Source organism: Mycetocola sp. BIGb0189, assembly GCF_024810155.1.
Classification (GTDB): domain Bacteria; phylum Actinomycetota; class Actinomycetes; order Actinomycetales; family Microbacteriaceae; genus Mycetocola; species Mycetocola lacteus.
The window spans coordinates 437,916-451,942 of record NZ_JANUED010000003.1; the positions used below are offsets into that span (position 1 = coordinate 437,916).

Annotated in this window: 8 protein-coding genes; 4 read left to right on the top strand and 4 right to left on the bottom strand. The window is 66.7% G+C overall.

The annotated features are described in order from the left end of the window. Together M2390_RS06790 and M2390_RS06795 are read right to left on the bottom strand one after the other, a co-directional pair. Window positions 1-2,661 carry a helix-turn-helix transcriptional regulator gene (locus M2390_RS06790; protein ID WP_259177735.1) on the bottom strand — a complete coding sequence of 887 codons (2,661 nt, stop codon included), beginning with the start codon at window positions 2,659-2,661 and terminating at the stop codon, window positions 1-3. Next, on the bottom strand, window positions 2,658-5,309 hold the full coding sequence (locus tag M2390_RS06795) for a LuxR C-terminal-related transcriptional regulator (protein WP_259177736.1): 2,652 nt from the start codon (window positions 5,307-5,309) through the stop codon (window positions 2,658-2,660). Before M2390_RS06795 ends, M2390_RS06790 begins: the two co-directional genes overlap by 4 nt. 251 nt (window positions 5,310-5,560) lie before the next feature. On the opposite strand from M2390_RS06795, the gene M2390_RS06800 reads away from it, so the two are divergent. The 4 genes from M2390_RS06800 to M2390_RS06815 all read left to right on the top strand — a co-directional run bounded on the left by M2390_RS06800 (window position 5,561) and on the right by M2390_RS06815 (window position 11,287). After that, window positions 5,561-6,922 carry an anaerobic C4-dicarboxylate transporter family protein gene (locus M2390_RS06800; protein ID WP_259177737.1) on the top strand — a complete coding sequence of 454 codons (1,362 nt, stop codon included), beginning with the start codon at window positions 5,561-5,563 and terminating at the stop codon, window positions 6,920-6,922. A gap of 128 nt (window positions 6,923-7,050) precedes the next feature. Further along, the gene (locus M2390_RS06805; protein ID WP_259177738.1) at window positions 7,051-7,692 is read left to right on the top strand and encodes a PadR family transcriptional regulator; all 642 of its coding nucleotides are present in this window, start codon (window positions 7,051-7,053) and stop codon (window positions 7,690-7,692) included. Next, window positions 7,689-8,414: an ABC transporter ATP-binding protein gene (locus M2390_RS06810; RefSeq protein ID WP_259177739.1), complete on the top strand. Its 726-nt coding sequence runs from the start codon at window positions 7,689-7,691 to the stop codon at window positions 8,412-8,414. The genes M2390_RS06805 and M2390_RS06810 overlap by 4 nt, the downstream gene beginning before the upstream one ends. A 2-nt stretch (window positions 8,415-8,416) precedes the next feature. Then, on the top strand, window positions 8,417-11,287 hold the full coding sequence (locus tag M2390_RS06815) for an ABC transporter permease (protein WP_259177740.1): 2,871 nt from the start codon (window positions 8,417-8,419) through the stop codon (window positions 11,285-11,287). A 60-nt stretch (window positions 11,288-11,347) separates the two neighbouring features. Here M2390_RS06815 and M2390_RS06820 read toward each other — a convergent pair whose 3' ends face one another. Both M2390_RS06820 and pyk read right to left on the bottom strand, forming a co-directional pair. After that, window positions 11,348-12,457 (bottom strand): N-formylglutamate amidohydrolase, encoded by a 1,110-nt coding sequence (locus tag M2390_RS06820; RefSeq protein ID WP_259177741.1) that lies wholly within the window; start codon window positions 12,455-12,457, stop codon window positions 11,348-11,350. A gap of 106 nt (window positions 12,458-12,563) precedes the next feature. After that, window positions 12,564-14,006 (bottom strand): pyruvate kinase, encoded by a 1,443-nt coding sequence (pyk, locus tag M2390_RS06825; RefSeq protein ID WP_259177742.1) that lies wholly within the window; start codon window positions 14,004-14,006, stop codon window positions 12,564-12,566. Between the last annotated feature and the right edge of the window lie 21 nt (window positions 14,007-14,027).

The window sequence follows — 14,027 nt, forward strand, 5'->3', positions numbered from 1 at the left end:
CTATGCCGTATCGGCGATAAAGCCCAGGTTCGCGTCAAGCAGGCGCTCGCGCGAGCCCAACCCCAGTTTGAGCAGAACCCGCTGTACGTGGCCCTCAACGGTGCGGTCCGAGAGTGAGAGTGCCCGGGCAATCTCCCGACTGGTGAGTCCACGCGCCACCAGGCGCGCCACCTCCCGCTCGCGATCGGAGAGCACGGTGGCCTCCCGCATGGCGTTAAGCATCGGATCCAACGCCCGGGCGCTCGGCGCCAGCAGGGCCAGCGCGTCCAGAGCCCGCCGATGCAGGGCGCGTTCGGGACCCACGCGCAGGGCCAGGAACGCGCTGGTCAGTGCGCGAGCGGCGATGTAGTGCTGGGAACACTCGATCGCGATCTCTGCGGCATCCACAAAGTCGCAGGCGAGTCCGGTGCGCAGCGCCTGGGCCAACGCACGGGCGGCTCGCCCCATCCGGTCGGTGACGCCCTCGGTGATCTCCGTCATCTCATCCAGGCACTCGCGGTCTCCCAGATCCATCAGAAGCAGGAGGATCTGCACGCGGGCGGGATAGTGCCCCTGTTTCCCGGCTTCCTGGACAAGCGCGCGCAGCTCATCAAGTCCGAGACTCGGATCCACCAGGTACCGCGCATAGGCCGCGTATGCACGCGTGAGGGTGTCGGTCAACGGCGTTCCCCCGTATTCCAGGGTGCCGTACTCGGCCAGGTAGGTGGCGGCTAGGTCCAGATCCTGACAGACCACCGCGGTGAACGCGGCGGTGGCCAGGACCAGCGGACGTAGGCGCTCGGGGTCGCTCTCGCGGGCCAGCACAACCGCCGCTTGGGAGTGACGAGCCCCGGCCTCAAAGTCACCCTCCTGCATGTTTTGCACCGCACGAACCAGCTCCACGATGATTCCCTGTCGAATCATCCAGGCGTTTTGCTCCTCGGCCAGGCGTTCCAGGAGCCGATCCTGCCGCTCCCAATCGGCGTACGAGCACTGCACCAGTGCGATCCGGGTAAACAGGAAGCCCCCGTAGTTGGCCAACTCCGCCGTGTTCATGACCAGTTCGAGCGCGGATTCCAGCTGCTCGAGCGATCGCTCGAAGTCACCGGTCACCGCGAGAATCTCCCCGGTGAGGGCGCCGATCAGCACGGTTTCGGCGCTGATTCTGCGCGATTGTTGCAGGAGCGGCTCCACCGCGGCGCGGGCGGCGCGATAGTCCCCACTGGTCATCAGGAAGGCGGGGGCCCGCATCGCCCAGGCATGCTGGGCCAGCACACCGTGATAGTTGGTGCCCTCGGCCATCGTGGTCCATCGATCCAGCATGACCTCAATGCGGTCAAAGCCCTGTCCGGTGGTGACGTAGATCTGTGCCAGCAGGGTCGCGATGCGCTGAATATCGTTCAACGAGCCGGGTCCGACGAAAACCTCATCGATGATCTGCAGCGCCGCCGCGGATTCCCCCAGATAGAAGTGTGCCCGGGCGCGCTGGACCTGCATGGCCGTGGAGCGGGGGGTCTCGCGATCCAGGGCAACCGCCCGCAGCGCCAGCTCGGGCCGGCCGACACGATTGGCCAGCGTCGCCAAAACACCGAGGGACTGGGTGTCCACCACGCCACCACACTCGGTTGTCCACTCGACATAGCGCAGGGTTGACTCGGGAAGCCTCGGCAACGGCAACCGGGAGAATACCCGCTGCCAGAGCGCTCGACTGGCCGAGGGCGACAGGGATTCGCGCAGCACCACGGCAATCAGATTGGTGGGAATCCGCAGCAACTCCTCCCCCGACTCATCCAGCCCGTCCCGCTCGATGGGCACCAGCAGCTCGGCCGCCCGTAACGCGCGGACGGCGTCACCGCCAAAGATTTCGCCCAGGAGGTTGGCGGGAATCGCGAAGGCCAGGGCCACCGCGCTCAGCGCATCGGTTTCCTCGGGGCCCAGCTGGGCAAGCATGCCGCGCAGCTGCCAGACACTCGCCGATCCCAGCCGCGGCTCATCCACAAAACGCCAGACGCCCTCGGTGCAGACCAGCGCACCGGTACGCACACTCTCGCGCAGCCCACCCTCAAGAATCTGCGGTGCGGCGCCGCCCATTCGGACAAAGCGGTCGGCCACCGCCCACGGGACGATGCCCTCGAGTCGGCTGTGCGCAAACGCGATGACGCCGTCGGTACTGAGCGAGGTCATCGAGAACTCGACCAGCTGCCCCTCCAGTAATAGCGCCCGCAGATCGCGCGGGATTCGGGCGGCACCCGGTGCCAGGATCATCAGGTGTACCCAGGCCTCGATCGAGATTTGGGCGAGCAGGCCGGCGCTGGCAGAATCCAACAGCTCAACCTGCTCCACGATGATGACAAACGGCGCGCCCTGTCGGCGCCGCTCGATCTCGCCGCGGAAACCCGAGAGTGCGGTGAGGGCATCGGGATCGGGGGTATCCAGGATCGGTCCGAGGAAGGGTGCCAGCGCGCCGTAGGCCACATCGGAAAGGCTGCGGTTTCCCACCACCCGCATGGTTTTTTCGATCCCCGCGGCGGCACAGGTTTCCCGCGCCAGATCCGGGAGACCGATGGCTCCGGGAGCAACCAGGCACACCCCGGCGCTCGCGGGCTCGCGCAGCACACTCACCGCGCGATCACGAATAATCACCGCATCGCGAACCTCGGCACCCTCCGTCACATTTTTCATCCGGCACGACCTCGCAGTTGGGTCACCGCGGCGAGGGGCTGTGCGGCAGAGCCGGGATCGATCGAGGCGACCCCGCGCGCCTCGATCGGGTAGGCGGCAAGCAATTCGGTGCGCGAGCGCACCCCGAGGCGACGGTACAGTCGCTGAACGTGCCCCTCGGCGGTGCGCGGGGAGATCCCCAGGATCGCGGCGATCTCTCGATTACGCAGGCCATCCCGCAGCGCCGCAAACACGTGCCGCTCCCGCTCGGACAGCCCCTCGGGCTCGTTCTCGGGCACGGTGGTTTCGGACGCTGTACCCACGGCCTCACCCGTGCCGGCATACACAAACGTACCCAACCCGAGCATGTCGCTCAGCCGACTCCCCGCACGCACGGCACCCGAGACATCGCGCCGGTCCAGGCCGATCTCAAATGCCGCACACGCGCGCGAGAGCGGGCCCGCGCTGTGGCTCAGCGCCCGTGAAATAACGGTCCGGGCACGCTGCACGCTCTCGGCGTCGGAGGCTAGGGCACCCAGATCGGCGCTCAGCAGGAGCCGAAGCAGCCCGGCCGCGGGGAACACCTCATATCCAAACTCGGCGCGCAGATGGTGGGCATCGGCCTGGGCAACGAGGGCGAGGATTGCCGCGGGCAGGTCAAGCCCCTCGGCATGGGCCCGGGTCATGATCGTCTCGCCCAAAAACACCAGCGGACGCGGCACACCCTGCAGATCAAATTCGATATCCGTGGAGGGCAACGCGGCGGGATCGGCCAACAGCGGTTCCATCGCGCGCCCGAGTTCGGCACCCTCCGCGGGATCTAACTGAGCAAAGAGGGCGCGGGCGGCCCGCATCGGACGCTCGGCCCGTTCGGTTCGGCCCTGCAAGAGTGCGAGGAACCCATCCACCAGCTCCCCCACCGCCGCATAGGTACTCCCGGCCTGTGGAAAACGCTCGCGCAGCACGGCGGCCAGGTGACGGCACTCATCCCATTCACCGCGCACCTGAAGCACTCGCCACATCGCCATCACCGACGTGTCGCGCAGCTCGAACCAAACCAGGTTGAGCGTGTCCGGGAACACTCGACGCGCGAGCGCGATCCCCTCGTTCTGGAGACCCTGGACGCACAGCGCCTCGGCCACCAGCATCAAACACACATTGGTCATGGCCGGCGTCAGCCGAGAAAATCGCTTTTCCTCGGCGATCTCGCGCACCCGCTGCCAGCGTCCGCGATGGGAGGCGATCAGCATGTCGCAGTACACCACGAGCGAGAGGGCCACCGTGTCGGTGGAGGCATGATCACGCTGCCACTGGGTAAACGCCTCCAACAGCTGCTCGGATTGGGCAACCTGCGCGCGATCCTCCAGCGTATTCAGGATGTGCAGCGCTCGGGCCTGCGCGGCCTCGGCACTCACGGTCGCGACCAGCGCCGCGCGACTGGCAAACTCCTCGGAGGCCTGAATGTTTCCGCGCTGGCGCGCATTGCCCGCACGGATCAGGAAGGTCTCCGCGGTGTCGGGACCCAGCTGGTCCAGCAGCAGATCACTCAGGTCTGGGCGCTGATCGCCGGTCGCGGTAAACGCCGCCGCGTACAGTTCGTCCCGAGTCACCCGCACGCCACCGCGGGTGGCACGCAGGATCGCGGCCGGATGGAGGGTGTCCTCCAGGGCGCGCACGCGCTGCCCATACTGCCGCCACAGATCCCGCACCAGATCGGGGCTGAGCGAGCGCAGGAAGGACGCGTTCACGGTGCTGGAGGCCAGGCGATAGCGGGGCGGCTCCCCCTCGATAATGATCAGCCCGGCGCGTTCAAGCTGTTCCAGATTGGCGTGGGCCGCAATATCCATCAGCCCGGCGATACTCAGCCGCTCAAACACCGCCAGCGCGTTGATCGCGAATCGTTCGTGTTCCCCCAGGAGCTCATAGACTCCGAGGAACGCGGTGTCCGTGCGCGAACCGGATTCGCCCAGTGCCGCATCGCCGCTGAGCGACCACACGCCGTCACGAAACCGCAGCCCCTCCACCGCCAGGGCCTGCTCAACCAGCACCCGCAGCCGCACCGGGTTTCCGGCGGCGGCCCGGGTCAGACGTTCGGCAACCGGGTAGGGCACGGTCCCGGGGAGGGCCGCCTCAAGAATCTTGTGTACCGTGCGGATGGACAGCGGACGGATCTCGACCGGCTCGACCATCCCGCCGGCGATCACCCCCATCAGGGACGCCTGGCTCTCCACCGGGCCGCACGTGATTAGGGCGGCATATGTGCCCGCTCCGAGCAGGGTAGACAGCACGGCGGCGCTGGCCGAATCGAGCAGTTCAAAATTCTGGATGTAGAGCAGAACGGGTCGATCATCCGAAATCTGACGGAGCCGCTCATCCAGGCGACGCAGCACACTCACCGGGGTATCGACGGGGCTCACGGTGCCCGAGACGAGGTGTGCAATCGCAAGATAGGGGCTGTCGCTGCCGAAGGACACCCCGCGAATGCGCAGAATCGAATACGGCTCGCCAAGCTCGGCGATGACCAGACTGGAAATCGCCGTTTTACCGCAGCCGGTCGGGCCCACCAGGGCGAGGGCGCGGGGTACGGTAGGGTCGCTAAAAGAGGTCAGGACGTCGGCCGCCTGGGGGGTCCAGTCGAATTGCAGCCGAGGCGGGGAAAGAGTTCGCATCGGGATCCTTCAGGTGTGCCGTGCCCCTCGTGTCATGGGTAAAGGGGCGCGACTTTCGGGTGCCCCCGTCCGTAGTTTTCAATCGGGTAGTCGAAAAAACGAAGGCTGCCTCCCAGATTAGCGCTCGGTGGGCGCCTGACACACGTCCCCGTTCTGGGTTGATTGTTTTCCCCATTTTGCCCCCGCGCGTCGCTAGGCTGAGCGCAGATTCTCCCGCGCGTGCGCGCGGGAGCCGGGGAGGACGCATCACTATGGAAGCCGTCACATTCATCTTGGAATTGCTGGTGGTACTGGGTGCCATCATCATGGGAACCCGATCCAGCGGTGTGGGCCTCGGCCTCTGGGGTGGCACCGGTGTCGCAATCCTGGTGTTCGTTTTTCGAGAGCCGGTGGGCTCTCCCCCGGTGGATGCCCTGCTCATCGTGCTCTCGGTCGTGCTGGCCTCCTCGATGATGCAGGCGGCCGGCGGCATCGACTGGATGGTTGGGGTCGCGGCCAAGCTCATCTCGCGCAGCCCCAAGCAGATCACCCTGGTGGCGCCGCTGGTGTCGTTCCTGTTCTCGGCGGGTGCGGGAACCTCGAATATCCTGTATCCGCTGCTGCCGGTGATCCAGGACCTCTCCTACAAGAACAACATTCGTCCCTCGCGCCCGCTTTCGCTCTCGGTGGTGGCCACCGGAATCGCGCTGGCGTGTAGCCCGGTGTCGGCGGCGATGGCCGCGATGGTGACCCTCACCGACGCACCCGCCTACGGGTATGAGCTGATCGATATCGTCAAGGTCACCTTCCCCGCCGCCGTGGTGGGGATCGTGCTGGCCTCGTTTGTGGTTTCGCGACTGGGCAAGGACATTGCCGACGATCCGGAGATTCAGGCCCGGATCGCCGCCGGAAAGTTTGAGGCACCCAAGCAGGACGGCCCGCTCTCCCACGCCGACGTGGCCCCCACCGCCAAGGGGCGCAACGCGGCGCTGATCTTCCTGGGCGGAGTCCTGGTGATCGTCATCTTCGGTCTGTTCAAGGACCTGCGCCCGCTGGTTCCCGGGGTTATCGATGGTGCCCCCGGACAGGTCCCGCTGGCCATGACCCCGATTATCGAGATCGTCATGTTTGTGGTGGGTACCCTGATCCTGCTGGTCGCCCGCCCCAAGGTGGCCGAGATCCCCACGATGACCGTGTTCAAGGCCGGAATGGTCTCGGCGATCGCCCTGTTTGGTCTGGCCTGGCTGACCGACACCTTCCTCGGCGCACACCAGCAGGTCATCGCGGACACCGTGGGCGGATGGGTCGGCAACTGGCCCTGGATCTTCGCCCTGGGCATCTTCCTGGTCTGCGTGCTCACCACCAGCCAATCCACGGCGACCCGAACGGTGGTGCCCATCGGGTTGGCCGCGGGTATCCCCCTCGGTCTCCTCTCGGGAATGTGGGCCGGTGCGTTTGCCGGAATCTATCTGCTCCCCACCAACGGGTCGCAGATCGCCGCGGCCAACTTCGACTACACCGGCTCCACCAAGCTCGGCACCAAGCTGGTTGACCACTCGTTCTTTGTGCCCACCCTGGTGCTGGCCGGCTTCACGATTATTGCCGGCGCGGGCTTCGGATTGCTCTGGGGCTAGCGAAACTTTGTGACACGGCATCCGTGGATGCTTGCAACTCGCATACCGAGTAGGTACATTAACCATACGCGGTATGCAGACGCAGGCCGTGACCAGAGAACGGCGTTCGCGCCCGGTTGGAGGATCCCGTGTCGATTCGTCACTCCCTACTCGCGCTTCTGAGCGAGGGCCCACGCTACGGTTACCAGCTCCGCGGCGACTTCGAGTCGCGCACCGGATCCACCTGGCCGCTCAACATCGGCCAGGTCTACACCACCCTGGACCGTCTGGAGCGAGACGGCCTGGTGGTCAACGACGGCGACGACGGTGCTGGACACGTCATCTACCGTCTGAGCGAGGCCGGTCGCGCCGAGGCCGATGGATGGTTTGCTACCCCGGTGGTGAACCAGAACCCGCCGCGCAATGAGTTGGCGATCAAGCTGGCCCTGGCACTCACCCTGGACGGGGTCGATGTGTCCGCAATCATCCAGACCCAGCGCGCCGCCTCGATCACCACCCTGCAGGACTTCACCCGGCAGCGCCGCTCCGCGGCAGCCGAACTCGATGCCCCCGAAAACGGCACCGACGGCACGGCCTGGCTGCTGGTCCTGGACGCGCTGATCTTTGAAACCGAGGCGGAGATCCGCTGGCTGGATCACTGCGAGGGATGGCTGGCCAAGCGGGCACAGGCCTCCGCCGGCACGGCCACTCGTTCTCCAGCCAACGGATCCCCGGCCACCGGCTCCGAGGCCACGCATGAGGATGCCCGGGCCGAGCGGGTGGCCAAATGAGCACCGAGATCCTGCAGCTCTCCGGGGTGTCTCGTCACTACGGCGCGGGTGCCACCGCGGTAGCCGCACTGCGCGATGTCTCGCTGACCGTGCACTCGGGCGAGTTCGTGGCGGTGATGGGGCCCTCGGGCTCGGGCAAGTCCTCGCTCCTGACCCTCGCCGGCGGGCTGGACCGCGCCACCAGTGGTGAGGTGTTTGTGGAGGGCACCCCGCTGGGCGGCCTGTCCACCAATGAGCTCGCCCGGCTGCGCCGCCGCGCGGTCGGCTATGTATTCCAGGACTTCAACCTGATCCCCACCCTCACCGCCCTGGAAAACGTCGCCCTCCCCCGCGAGCTCGACGGGGTCGCCCTGCGCAAGGCTCACCGGCAGGCCCACGATGCGCTGCGTCAGGTGGGGATTGATAATCTCGCCGATCGCTTTCTGGATCAGATGTCCGGTGGGCAGCAGCAGCGGGTCGCGATCGCCCGGGCCATTGTCGGCCAGCGCCGCCTGATCCTCGCCGATGAACCCACCGGGGCCCTGGATTCCACCACCGGAGACGAGGTGCTTGAGGTGCTGCGTTCGCGCGCCGAGGCCGGTGCCGCGGTCATCATGGTGACCCACGAGGCGCGTCATGCGGGCTGGGCCGACCGGGTGGTTTTCCTCCGCGACGGCCGCATCATCGACCAGGCCGCGGCCCAGCGGGACCCGCGCGTGCTGCTGAGCGGGAGTGCGAGCTAGCGATGCCCATCGACCTGACACCCACCCCCGGTGGGCTTCTTCGCCGTACCCGGTTGAGCATGCGTCTCGCCGGCCGCGACATTCGCACACATCGCGGCCGCTCGGCGCTGATCGTGGCGCTCATCGCGCTTCCCATCATGGGGATCTCGCTGGGATCCACCGTGCTCCTGAGCGCACTGCCCACGCCGGAGGATACGGCGCGCGCGGAGCTCGGGTCCACCCAGGGGCGACTGACCGCTGCCCCGTGGGGCGATGGGCCGGTGGTCCAGTCCACGGATGGCGACCAGGGCAACCTCTCCGGCGGGGTCGTCGCGGACTTCACGCCGGCACCGCCTGCGGAGACCATCCCACCCGGATACACCGCGCTCCCGTGGTCAACCGTTCAACTCACCGTCCGCTCCGACGACCGGGATATCGCACTCGATGCGACGGCCTCCGACGTCCTCAACCCGGCATTTCGTGGCCGCTACACCCTGCTGGAGGGGCGCGCACCGGAACGCAGCGATGAGGCACTCGCCGCCCCCGGTTTCCTCGCGATCCGCGGCGTCAAACTGGGTGACACGATCTCCACCTCGGTTGGTGCCCTGACCCTCACCGGTACGATTCGCGATGCCACCCGGTCAGACTCGTCCACCTGGGTCTACGTGACCCCGGAACAGATACCCCCGGATCTGCGTGCCTCCGCTCGCGACACCGACATCTATCTCGTGGGCGAGCGTGCGCTGGGATGGAAGGACGCCAAGGCCGCCAACGCGCACGGCGTGGTGCTGACCTCACGCGACCTCCCGGTGAATCCCCCGACCAATCTTGAGCTCACCGAGGACATCGTCTCGGTGGAAAACAACAACCGGTTCATGTCCCTGATCACATTCACCGGAATCCTGGCGCTGATCGGCGCCCTTGCGCTCTTCGAGGTGTGCTTACTCGCCGGTTCGGCCTTTGCCATGGGTGCGCGCCGCCAGCAACGCGATCTCGCTCTTCTTGCGGCAAGCGGTGCCGAAACCGCGAGCCTCCGGCAGATCATTACGGCGAGTGGCGTCTGGCTGGGCCTCGTGGGCGGGATCGTCGGGTCGCTGCTCGGTTGTGTCGCCGGTACCGCCTTTGTGATGCTCCAGCAGTCGCAGGGGTCCACCCGCTTCCTCGGTGTTCATGTGGCGTGGCAGGGGGCCATTGTCGCGATGCTGGCCGGAACCCTTGCCGGACTCATCGCCGCCGCGGTACCGGCCCGACAGGTTGCCCGGCAAGCGACGCTGGGTGCGCTGAAGGGTGGGCGCTCGGGGACCATCGCGCCACGTAAATCCACGATCGTGGGACTGGTACTCCTGATTCTTGCCGTGCTGCTCCTCGGCGCCGGCTTTGCCGTTGCCCTCGCAACCCAGGGCACACTCACCTCAAATGAGTGGACCCTGCTCTGGTGGGGGCTCATCATCGCGGGGGCACTGACACTCGCCAGCGCCCTGATTGTCCTCTGTGGTCCGGTCATCGCCGCACTCTCCACCCGTGCGGGGAGGTTCCCACTCCCCCTGCGTCTGGCGGCTCGGGATGCGGGACGAAACCGCGGGCGTGCCACCCCGGCGGTGGCAGCGGTCTTAGCCGCGGCCACGCTTGCGGGGATGCTGATGGTCACCGTGGCAAGCTATGCGCGCGCGGACAACGAGAACTACCGGTGGTCGGCAAATCCCGGGCAGGCCGTGGTTCCCCTGGTGATCCCGAGCCCGGCTGCGTCCGCGGGCGAACCGGATTCGGTCAACCGTATCGATCCCGGCAAAGTCCTCGAGGCCGTGGAAGCCACCGTGTCCACGGCACCCACCAGTCGGGTGATTTCGGGGGCAGATTCGCAATCGGTTTGCGCCGCGGATGCGGGGCTGGACTCGCGAAGCGAACAGATCCCGAGCCGGTGCGAGGAGCTGGGTATTGCCTGGCCGCTGGAAAACCGATGCGTCGTCAACGATGCCAACATCCCGTTGGATCTGACGGATTGGCGCTGTCAGGGCATTGGTCGCGAAGGACCCGGCAGCGATCGAGGCCTGCCGCTGATCATGGTTGGCGATCCCCAGGACCTCGCCGCAGTTCTTGGGCACAAGCCGTCTCCCGAATCGGTGCACACCCTCGAAAACGGTGGCATCGTGGTGAGTAACCCCGTGCTGATGGAATCGGCAGATCGCGCGTCCCTGATTCGCTATCACAACAGGACGGCCTGGAGTGCTCGGGAAGATGAGGAGGACGGCGTCAGTCGTTCCGGCTCACAGCCCCGGGCCAGTGCCACGCTGCCCCTGCCCGCGAGCGTCGAGCAACCCGATCGGGACCTCACCTACTACGGAATGATCTCGCCGGAGACGGCTGCGGCACTCGGCATCGCCGTGACCCCGCAGGTGCAGATTCTGACCTTCGCGGATACACTCACCGATGTCGAGCGGGCTCGCGCCGCCGAGGCAGCCGGGCCGATCATCCCGAATGGGCGCTTTTCGATCGAAACCGGACCCACAACGTTCAGCACCGCCATTCTGTGGTGGGTCGTGTTGGGTGCTGCACTGGTCACGCTGAGCGCCGCGGGCATCACGGCCGGCCTCTCCCTCGCCGATGGGCGCGCCGACCATGCCACGCTGGCGGGTGTGGGGGCTTCCACACGGCTGCGGAGATCGTTAGCCGGCGCACAAACCCTGCTGACCGCGGGGCTGGGGACCGCTCTCGGCCTGATCGCCGGGGCCATTCCGGCGATCCTGATCTTCACGGCAACCTGGGGGGCTCCGCTGGCCATTCCGTGGGTACACTTCCTGGCGCTGCTGGTGGTGGTTCCCCTGGTCGGGGCGCTTGCCGCCTGGCTGCTCACCCGGGGTTCGTTGCCGCTCACCCGGCGGCAAACGCTGGTCTAGTGGCCCGTGCACGGGACGTCCCCGCCGCACATGCGGCGGGGACGTCCCGTTTGTGCGCGGCTACGCTCGACGGTAGCGGTCCCAGGCGTCACGGCAGGCGTGTGCGACCTGGTCGATATGCGCCGGGTCCTCGGTGATCCAGCCGGTGCCCGGCTCATGCAGCACCCGAACCGCCGCGTTTCCAAGCAGGAACTCGCGCAGAAACTCGGCCTGGACCGCGTCCAGGTGCACGCCGGCCTGTGCCGCATCGGTTTCGCGGGCGAAGCGCTCCCCCGCCGCGATGATTTCCTGGCTCCCCAGATAGGGCTGATTGAGGGCCACATCCTCGGCGCGCTCGACCGCGAAGGCCTCGCGGTGGGCCGACGCCAGCATCCGCAGCCGCACCGGGTTCATGGTGACCGGCCCTTCGGGACGCGGATTCCCCGCGTGATCGCCGCGGTTGGACAGCGCCACCACTCGCGGCAGCCGGTCTGCCGGATCCCGCTCGACGTTGACGGCCCCCTCGCGGGTGGTGGTGGTATTCATCGTGTCGTGGAAACTCAGCCTGGTAAACCACGCCTCTCCCCCGGATGCCGCACGCGCATAGGCGGCGGCAATGAAACGCTCGGTCAGCTCATCCCGGGTACGCTCATACACACCGAGTCCCTGCTCGGCCACGGCCTCGAAGGTTGAGGTGAGCTCGGAGAGCTCCTCATCGGAGGTGGGGACCCGCAGCAACGGATAGAACGAGAAGGTGACCGGGCGAATCGCATCCACTCCGGTGAGGTCCACGCGCTGATAGGCGCCGGCCGTCCGCACTCGTCCGATCGCCTCGGCCAGCAGCGCCGCCGGATCCTCGGGCTTTTTGCGGTTGGGATCCCGAATCAGGCGAGGATGCGGATTCTCCACATAGACGATGCGGGGATCGATCTCGGCCCAGCGACGCACGATCGCCGAGGTCGCCACATCGGAAAAATCGTACTGCAGACGCCGGGTGAACTCGGGGGCCAAGAAACGCGAAATCTCGGCGGGGATGGCCGCCCCCGAGTGTGGACAGCTCACCAGCACATCCGCCTCGGCGATGGCCTGTTCGAGGCTCCGGTTATCCCGATCGGCCCAGAAGGTGATGTCCGCGGGCGAAAACACGGTGCCCGCGGGAATGAGAACGGGGGCGGCATCACTGGTGGTCATGACCGCACACTACCTACAAGCGCCCCGCAAAAATATCCCCTACACGGGGGCGGGTTAACGCGGGACGGCCCCGGGGAAAACCCCGGGGCCGTCACTGCTGGCGTTTCTACTTCTCGTACGCCGGAACGATCTGGTTCGCCGCATCGCCCACGCGGTGAATGCGCAGGTCGTTGGTCGAACCGGAGATTCCGGGGGGCGAACCGGAGATGACAACAACCTTGTCACCCTGCTCGGCGATTTCCTCGCCCAGCAGCGCGTCGTCCACCTGGCCGAACATGGCATCGGTGTGGGTCACGGTCTCGATCAGACGACCCTCGACACCCCAGTTCAGCTGCATGCGACGCAGGGTCGACTCCAGCGGGGTGAAGCCGAGGACGGGGATCCGGCTGCGCAGACGCGAGGTCCGGCGAACCGAGTCACCGGTCTCGGTGAAGACGCAGAGGAACTTGGCATCCACAAACTCGCCCACCTCGGCGGCGGCGGCCGTAATGGCGCCACCCTGAGTGCGGGGCTTGCTGCCCAGGGCCGGGATACGCTCCAGGCCGTGCTCCTCGGTGGACTCCACGATGCGTGCCATGGTGGCCACGGTGATCACCGGGAAGGCACCCACGCTGGTCTCGCCCGAGAGCATGACCGCGTCGGCACCGTCGAGAACGGCGTTTGCCACGTCGGAGGTCTCGGCGCGGGTCGGACGCGGGCTCGAAATCATCGACTCCAGCATCTGAGTGGCGACGATAACCGGCTTGGCGGCACGACGGCACAGCTCGATGGCGCGCTTCTGCACGATCGGCACGGCCTCCAGCGGAAGCTCCACACCGAGGTCACCACGGGCAACCATGATGCCGTCGAAGGCCTCGATGATCTCCTCGAGGTTGTCCACGGCCTGCGGCTTCTCGATCTTGGCGATCACCGGAACGCGGCGACCCTCCTCGTCCATGATCTCGTGAACACGAACGATGTCCTTGGCGTCACGCACGAAGGACAGGGCGATGAAGTCGGTACCGAGGTTCAGGCCCCAGCGCAGGTCGGCCTCATCCTTTTCGCTCAGTGCGGGCACGTTCACGGCAACGCCGGGCAGGTTGATGCCCTTGTTGTTCGAGACCGGACCGGGCACGGTCACGACGGTGGTGACGACGTTGCCGTCAACGGCGGTGACCTCAAGGCCCACCTTGCCGTCATCGATCAGCAGCGGGTCGCCGACCTTCACGTCCGCGGGCAGGCCCTTGAACGTGGTGGAGGAGATGTCCTTGTTGCCGATGATGTCGTCGGTCGTGATCTTGAACACGTCGCCCTCGGCGAGGTCGTAGGGACCACCCTCGAACTTGCCCAGACGGATCTTGGGTCCCTGCAGGTCCACCAGAACGGCGGTGGGGTGACCAAGGTCCGCGGCAGCCTTGCGCACGTTGGTGTACACGGCCTCGTGGACCGAGTAGTCACCGTGGCTGAGGTTCATCCGAGCGACGTTGACGCCGGCCTCAAGGATCGCGCGGATGTTCTCATACGTGTTCGTGGCCGGACCAAGTGTCGCGACAATTTTTGCGCGTCTCATGGGTATAGAGCTCCAAACTTC

Excerpts from the sequence above, each read along its gene's own strand:
- M2390_RS06795 (WP_259177736.1), bottom strand. The coding sequence starts at position 5,309 with ATGCGAACTCTTTCCCCGCCTCGGCTGCAATTCGACTGGACCCCCCAG.
- M2390_RS06815 (WP_259177740.1), top strand. The coding sequence starts at position 8,417 with ATGCCCATCGACCTGACACCCACCCCCGGTGGGCTTCTTCGCCGTACC.
- pyk (WP_259177742.1), bottom strand. The coding sequence starts at position 14,006 with ATGAGACGCGCAAAAATTGTCGCGACACTTGGTCCGGCCACGAACACG.
- M2390_RS06800 (WP_259177737.1), top strand. The coding sequence starts at position 5,561 with ATGGAAGCCGTCACATTCATCTTGGAATTGCTGGTGGTACTGGGTGCC.
- M2390_RS06790 (WP_259177735.1), bottom strand. The coding sequence starts at position 2,661 with ATGAAAAATGTGACGGAGGGTGCCGAGGTTCGCGATGCGGTGATTATT.
- M2390_RS06820 (WP_259177741.1), bottom strand. The coding sequence starts at position 12,457 with ATGACCACCAGTGATGCCGCCCCCGTTCTCATTCCCGCGGGCACCGTG.
- M2390_RS06810 (WP_259177739.1), top strand. The coding sequence starts at position 7,689 with ATGAGCACCGAGATCCTGCAGCTCTCCGGGGTGTCTCGTCACTACGGC.